At 64.1% G+C, this 7332-nt stretch carries 4 protein-coding genes and 1 pseudogene; all 5 read left to right on the top strand.

Features of this window, described 5'->3' with window-relative positions; translation table 11 throughout:
• The first annotated feature begins 45 nt into the window (after positions 1 to 45).
• The 5 genes and pseudogenes from FK267_RS13240 (at position 46) to FK267_RS13260 (ending at position 7191) form a co-directional block, all read left to right on the top strand.
• A complete protein-coding gene (locus FK267_RS13240) occupies positions 46 to 2553 on the top strand; it encodes an FtsX-like permease family protein (RefSeq protein ID WP_141407484.1) in 2508 nt (835 codons plus the stop codon).
• Between the two features lie 274 nt (positions 2554 to 2827).
• Positions 2828 to 3529: pseudogene (locus tag FK267_RS13245) on the top strand (ABC transporter ATP-binding protein); the annotation flags it as partial.
• 353 nt (positions 3530 to 3882) lie between these two features.
• Positions 3883 to 6366: an FtsX-like permease family protein gene (locus FK267_RS13250; protein WP_141407486.1), complete on the top strand. Its 2484-nt coding sequence runs from the start codon at positions 3883 to 3885 to the stop codon at positions 6364 to 6366.
• An 88-nt stretch (positions 6367 to 6454) separates the two neighbouring features.
• Positions 6455 to 6661, top strand: a complete 207-nt coding sequence (locus FK267_RS13875) for an actinodefensin (protein WP_428839591.1) — start codon at positions 6455 to 6457, stop codon at positions 6659 to 6661.
• A 323-nt stretch (positions 6662 to 6984) separates the two neighbouring features.
• Positions 6985 to 7191: an actinodefensin gene (locus tag FK267_RS13260; RefSeq protein WP_141407488.1), complete on the top strand. Its 207-nt coding sequence runs from the start codon at positions 6985 to 6987 to the stop codon at positions 7189 to 7191.
• Positions 7192 to 7332: the final 141 nt, after the last annotated feature.

A 7332-nucleotide genomic window follows, 5' to 3' on the forward strand; every position in this document is an offset into this window, starting at 1 on the left:
AACCGTGGCTCTTGCTGGGAAAGAACAACGAGAAGAGGACTGCTGATGCCCGCCCTGCTCGATCTACGCCGCAGTGCTGCCGCCTTCGTGGCGGTGGCCATGAGCGCGGCCCTCATCGTCTTCGTCTTCATCGTCTCCGACTCCGTTCGGACCAGGATCACCGAGAGCGCCCGCGCCAGTGTCGGTGACGCCGACGTGGTAGTTCTAGCAGGCTCTAGCGGCGACACTGCCAGCGGCAGGATCTCCGACCAGGCTGTGCGAGAGGTCTCCGCAGCTGGCGGAGTTGCGTCCGTACGCCCCTATGTCGACGGAGGGGTTCAAGCCAGCCGCGCGGGCACAGGACAAGAAAGCGGTCTCATTGTCCTGAATGTACCGAAGCTCACGGGCGGTACCCGTTTAACAGAGGGGCGACTGCCGCAAACCGCTAACGAGATCGCTGTCGCACCCGCCGTCCTAGAGCGTCGGCAGGGCGTAAAAGTCGGCAGCACCCTGAGCCTGAAGGCTTCCAAGGATGCCTCCCCCACAACAGTCAGCATCGTAGGCGTGGTCCAGCCGGCGGCCGACATCACACGGGGCGATACTGACGACACCCCCTACATCTTCGCTACTGGAGAGGCACAAGCCGCAATGGGGCTTCCTGATGGCCCCACCATCCTTTATGTCACCGCGCAGGCGGGAACCAGTGACAAGGAGCTTCTCAGTTCCGTCACCGAGGTTCTGGCCGCTACGCAGCCTGGCGCGCAAGCCTACACTGCCTCCGACATCATCACCATGCGTGCCGCGAGTTCTGACGCCACTGCTTCGAAGACACTCACCCTTCTGCAAATCATCGCCCCGGTGTGCGTGGTCGTGTCCGGGATCGTCATCGCCACAACCTTCACGACGCTCATGGCGCGTCAGACCCGCCAGATCGGGCTGCTGCGCTGTGTCGGCGCCAGCCGCGGCCAGATCATGGGTTCTGTGCTGCGCACAGCTCTGTTCACCGGGCTGACTGGATCCGTAGCGGGGGCTATCATCGGCGCCGCCATAGCGGTTCCGGTGATCCATCTCGGCATCATCGAGAGCGTCAAACCCCGCCACCTGACCATCTCCTGGACAGCGTTCGCCTTGGCGCTCCTTGTCGGCACAGTGATGACCTTGGTCTCCGTCTTGAGAACGGCGCGCCAGGCCACTCGAGTATCTCCACTTGTGGCACTGACCGAGCAGGCCGCCAACCAAAAGTCGCTTAGCAGACGACGGATGGCGACGGCAGTCGCGGGTGTGGTCGTCGCCATACTCGGCCTTGGTCTCATTCAGGGCGGGATTACCTGGGGCTCCTTGCAGACAATCGGGGCAGGGGCAGGGATATCCGTCCTCGGAATCATCTTTGCATTTCCTCTGCTCGTCATCGGAATGTCTCGCCTGATCGAATCAGTCTGTAGCCAGACCCACAAACCAATCCTCCACTTGGCCTCCCGCAATCTGGCTCGTCATCCCAAACGGTCCGCCGCGACCACTGCGTCTCTGCTCGTCGCTGTCGCTGTGGCAGCCACGATGGCCAGCGGGCTGGCCGGCATTGCATCCTCCATGCAGAACTACGTCAATTCCAATACTCCCGTCGACATCATCGTGGGAGAGTTCGCAGCCGGACAAGATCCCTCGTCAACTGTCACAAAGATTGCAGCCGTTGACGGGGTGGATTATGTCACCTCTCTCCCGTGGCTCGACGTCAAGATGACCAGTGAAGACCAGGGCATCCAGGAGGAAAGCCTTAACGTTGCCGCCGTCGACCAGAAGAAGGTCTCCCCAGTCCTCCGTTCCCAGGAAGCCCTGGAGACTCTCGACGACCAGACCCTCGTCTTGAGTCGTATGTACAACATCCCCGACGGAACACCTGTGACCCTCAAGGGGCCTGCCGGAAGCGTTGAGCTCACCGTCCGGGTGAAGGAGGGACTCGATGCTGCCATCACGCCCGCCGTCGCGAATCGGCTGGTCGGAGAGGCCCCAACCGCCTCCATCTTGTGGGTGCGCACCAGCGGGGACGCCTCCAACCAGCTTCCCGTCTCTGCCGTCCGCAAGACCTTGGCAGGTACCGGACTATACGTCGCTGACTCTCAAGAGGGCCGCGTCAACTTCACCGACCAGGTTCGGCAAGTTTCCATAGCGATCGGCGTCATGCTGATCTTCACGCTACTGATCGCCCTATCCGGACTGGCCAATACCATCACCATCAGTGTCCTGGAACGCACCCGCGAACTCGGAGTCCTGCGCGCCACCGGTGCCCAACGCAAGGAAATCAGGCTTCTGTTTATCACCGAGGCCATCCTTATCGCCCTCCTGGGCGGCAGCATCGGCATCCTGCTCGGCTGCGGCGTGGGTATCGCAGGAGTGGCCGCCCTACTCAACACAAACTCCGGGAGCTTCCTCACAATCCTCCAAGTCCCGTGGCCTACCCTAATTCTGGCCTTAGGCGGCATCCTCCTGGCTGCCACCGCAGTCGGAGTCCTAGCCTCGCTGCGTCCTGCGGAGAGCGCCAGTAGGATCCCACCCATCCGCGCCCTTGCCCAAGACTAAAACCCGCTCTCTGCTCCCCTCTGACATCCCTTTGCTCCCCTCCTGACATGGGGCCTGATAAGCGGCTGCCCCGTGCCCTGGTTCCAGGGCACGGGGCAGCCGCACCTTCGTACCGCCTCACCTCCGCCTTTCGGTGGACAGGGGCTCACACGTCCCGTCCTTCGGCGCATTCCGGTTCTTCTCCGCGATTCCTAGCCTCAAGGCATCCACCCGTCTATCACGGGGACTGTGCGGCACACCGGCCGCGGCCCCGCCCGGAAGGAAGAGAAACACTATGCCGCACCAGATTCCACACATCAGTCCCACCGTCAACAAGGTGGTTGAGGCCCGCGCGCTAAGCAAGATCTATGGCGAGGGCGAGGCCCAGGTCGTGGCCCTGGACACGGTCAGCCTCACCATCACCGAAGGAGAGTTCGCGGCCATCATGGGCCCCTCCGGCTCAGGCAAGTCCACCCTCCTGCACTGCCTGGCCGGCCTGGACACCCCCACCTCCGGCAGCGTCTTCATCGCCGGACAGGACCTGTCCGGCATGAAGGACAAGCAGCTCACCGCCGTACGCCGCGACCAGCTCGGCTTCATCTTCCAGTCCTTCAACCTCCTACCCACCCTGACCGCTGAGGAGAACATCCTCCTGCCCCAGCGCCTGGCCCACCGCAAACCAGTCCGCGACTGGTACGACGCCGTCATCTCAGTCCTGGGCCTGACCGACCGCCTGTCCCACCGGCCCCACGAGCTCTCCGGCGGCCAGCAGCAGCGCGTAGCCGTGGCCCGCGCCCTGATAGGACGCCCCAAAGTCATCTTCGCCGACGAGCCCACCGGCGCCCTGGACACCGCCTCAGCCGCCAACCTCCTACAAACCCTCGCCCACATGTGCCAGACCCTGGGTCAGACCGTCGTCATGGTCACCCACGACGAACAAGCCGCAGCCACCACCAACCGCATCATCCGCCTACGCGACGGACGCATCACCAACGACGACGCCGTCCACCACGCCCCCGGCACCCACACCGCACCGACCGCCCGCCCGGCCCAGCAGGCACCCGTCGCCCCCGCTCAGGCGGCTCCTCCCGCACCACCGATGACGACACCAGCAACCCACCCCGACCCCACTGCACGATTCGACGCCGTGACGACCCCGGCCGGCCCCACGCCGGCGCGCCGGACCATCACCCCAGCGGCCGCACCGGAGCCCCACCGCGCCTCCGGGGCGAGCACCGCCCACGCGCCCCGTCCCGCCGTCGTCTACAGCGCCCGCCACGCCGCGCCTCCCAGCGCAACCCAGATGTTCGGCTTCGGCAGCCCCTACGCCACAGGAATGGAGGCCCGCTAATGCCCTCCCTCCTCGACCTGCGACGCACCGCGGCAGCCCTCGTGGCCGTAGCCATGAGCGCAGCCCTCATCGCCTTCACCTTCATCATCTCCGACTCCTTCCGCACCCAGCTACAGACCAGCGCGCGGGTGTCCGTAGGCGATGCCACCGTCGTTGTCCAGGATGGTCGTGGGGCGAACAGCACTGAGAAAGCCCTGGATGACGACCTCCTCAACCGGGTCTCCGCCCTCGACGGCGTCGCCTCGGTCCGCGGCGCCCACTGGGACATGCTGTGGCTCGACCTGCCCAAGCAGCTGCGACACGCGGCCGGGGTCCAGATCGCCGCTCAGGACGTGCCAACACTCACCAAGTTCACCACCCTGAGCAGCGGTCGGCTCCCCAAGGCAACCGGCGAGGTGGCCATCGACTCCATGCTCGCCGAGCAGCAGGGCCTCAGCGTCGGCGACACCATCCGCTTGAGGACCCATGATGATGACGACGCCAAGGCCGTCCGCTCGGCTCCCACGGTGGTCGGCATCATCTCCGCCGGAGCCGACAGCAAGGAGACCAGCACCGGCGCCTTCTACGCCACCGCAGAGCAGCTCCAGACGATGGGCGCTCGCATGGACTACCGCAGCCTGTACGTGAACGCGAAGCCGGGAACGGACACCGGAGCACTTCTCACCCAGGTGTCTCAGACCGTTCACGCGGTCCAGCCCGCCGCATCGGTTCAGAGCCGTGACGAGGCCATCGCCCAACGCGCCCAGGCGCAGACGGGCGGCACAACGATTGCGAGCATCATCAACCTCCTGGCCCCGCTCTGTGCGGTCGTTTCCATCATCGTCATCACCACCACCTTCAGCACCCTGGTGGCACGCCAGACTCGCACGATCGGTCTCATACGGTGCATAGGATCAAGTCGACGTCAGGTGATGCTCGCCGTCCTGCGCACTGGGCTCCTTACTGGCTTGGTCGGCTCCGTCCTGGGCGCGGCGCTCGGGACCGGTCTCGGCGCCATCGCGGTGTCCTCAGGAACCTTCGCGGACCTCAAGGCCGATCAGCTCACCATCTCCCCGGTGTCCCTCGGGCTCACCGTCGCCCTGGGAACGCTAGTCACCTTCATCGCCGTGCTCCGCCCCGCCCGCAAGGCCACCCGTATCTCACCGCTCGTGGCGCTCACAGGACAGGTCGCAAGCACCAAGCAGGCCGGACGCAGAAGGATAGGGGTCGCCGTCGCCGGACTCATCATCGCCGCCATCGGTGCAGCCGTGGTCGTCCTCGGCATTCAGGCCTCCGATATCTTCTTCACAGCTTGTGGGAGCACAGTCGTCGCCATCGGCGCCATCCTTTCCCTTCCGCTGCTGGTCACCGCCATCATCGGTTTCATCGGCAGAGTCAGCGGAGATACTCGACTCCCGGTACTGCAGCTGGCCACCCGCAACCTGGCCCGTAACTCCGGGCGGTCCGCCGCAACCGCCGCCACGCTCTTCGTCTGCGTCCTGGTGGGGTCAGCGCTCTTCGTCGGCCTGTCCTCCTTGAACGCCTCCTTCGACGCCATCCTCGGCAACAGCTCCCCCGTGGACGCCAAAATCTTAGGCGTCACACCGCAAACCGATACCGCGCAGCTGACGAAGCAGGTCAAAGCGGTCAACGGAATCAAGGACGTGACCTACGTCCCCGCCCTCGACCTGACCCAGACCGTCGACGGAAAGTCGGAGGACATCACTGTCGACGTCATCGACCTCAAAGCCATCGCCCCCATCGCACGGTCCACCAGCGGCCTGGAGGGCCTTGACGACAAGACCCTCATTGTGGGCGGCATCTATAACATTCCAGATGGCTCCACAGTCACCCTGACCGGGGCAACTGGAAGTGTTGAGCTGACGGCTCGCGTCCAGGAGGGGTGGGGAGCCGTGGTCAGCCCGGCAGTAGCCCAGCGCCTCAATGGCGACACTCCCACCAACACCATCATGTGGGTTCGCTCTACCGGCAACTCCATGACATCCGATATCGAGCACGCCCTCAATACGGTCATCCGCGGTCAAGAAATGATGGTGAGTGGAAGCGCGTCAGCGAGCGAGCAGATGTCATCCCTCATCACGAGGATGGCCCTCATCGTCTGCCTGGTTCTGGGCGCCGCCCTGGTCATCGCCCTGTCCGGGCTGGCCAACACCACGGATGTCTCGGTCCTGGAACGCATTCGAGAGATCGGGGTCCTGCGCGCCACCGGCAGCCCTCGCTCAGAGATCAGGAGCCTCATCGTCACCGAAGGAACACTGCTCGCATTCGTCGGCGGGATACTTGGGCTCACCATAGGAACACTCCTCGGCACAGCAGGCACGGTCGCGGCGGGAGGGGCTGCTAAGGGTATGTCAGTGCACATCCCTTACCTCGCACTGCTCGCCCTGTTCGCCACGACCCTGGCCGTCGGCCTGCTGGCCTCGCTGCGCCCGGCCGGCCGGGCCGCGTCGGTGCCGCCGGTCATGGCGCTCGCAGAGGACTGATCACATGTCGAAGATTCGAAAGCATCCCCCTGTCCGACAACAGTTTCCTCACCCCACACACAGAACTCGCATGAAGAAGGAGATCTACATGGAATTGTTCTCCCGACGCTGCAAATCACTGAGCGACAGCAGATTCAGCGACGCCATGAACGCCGAGACCCGTAATCCCCTCGAAACCAGAAATTGCTTCGCCTGTCCCTTCAACGAGCATCAGTGCCACAACCACTGCTTGAGCACGGGATATCGCGGAGGATTCTGCGGAGGATTTGCCGCCGCCACATGTCGCTGCTACTAACCCCCATCGCGTGCGGGGCCGCTTCCAGACATTTGGAAGCGGCCCCGCACGCCACATACTGATCATACTCGACACCTCGAAGAGCATCTCACCCCCTCACGGATGACAGGAAGGAATATTTCCTACCTTCGGTGAGTATTTCTGTGCGAGCCGCCCCCATAGAGTGACACCAACTCGGCGGCAGATACATGCACAACGCAGACTCAGACGCCACATCACAGTCTTCCCCCAGTCCGGGGAAGGTGCCCGGACGCACTCACCCGCACACCCCCACAGCCTCCCAAAGGAATCATCCAGGGAGACCACCGGAAAGGAAAACACCAATGGACAAGTTCACCCGCCGCACCACCACCCTGAGCGACACCGACTTCAACCAGGCCGTCACCTCCGAGACCCAGGCCCCCATCGAAGGTGCTGAGGGCTTCAGTTGCCCCGGCGCCGAGTACGCCTGCAACAACCGCTGCCGAAGCATCGGCTACAGGGGAGGCTATTGCGGCTCCTTGTTCAACCTCCACTGCCACTGCTACTGAGCCAGATACAACTCGCGACCTGTCCCACACCGTAGCTGCGATAAAGGACGGGCCCCAAGCGTGGGCTGCCAGATGCTGAACATCTGGCAGCCCACATTTTCCTTCCCACCCCTCCACATCAGACATCCGACGAGTCCTCCT

The organism is Actinomyces oris (assembly GCF_006546825.1).
GTDB lineage: Bacteria > Actinomycetota > Actinomycetes > Actinomycetales > Actinomycetaceae > Actinomyces > Actinomyces oris.

Excerpts from the sequence above, each read along its gene's own strand:
- FK267_RS13240 (WP_141407484.1), top strand. The coding sequence starts at position 46 with ATGCCCGCCCTGCTCGATCTACGCCGCAGTGCTGCCGCCTTCGTGGCG.
- FK267_RS13875 (WP_428839591.1), top strand. The coding sequence starts at position 6,455 with ATGGAATTGTTCTCCCGACGCTGCAAATCACTGAGCGACAGCAGATTC.
- FK267_RS13260 (WP_141407488.1), top strand. The coding sequence starts at position 6,985 with ATGGACAAGTTCACCCGCCGCACCACCACCCTGAGCGACACCGACTTC.
- FK267_RS13250 (WP_141407486.1), top strand. The coding sequence starts at position 3,883 with ATGCCCTCCCTCCTCGACCTGCGACGCACCGCGGCAGCCCTCGTGGCC.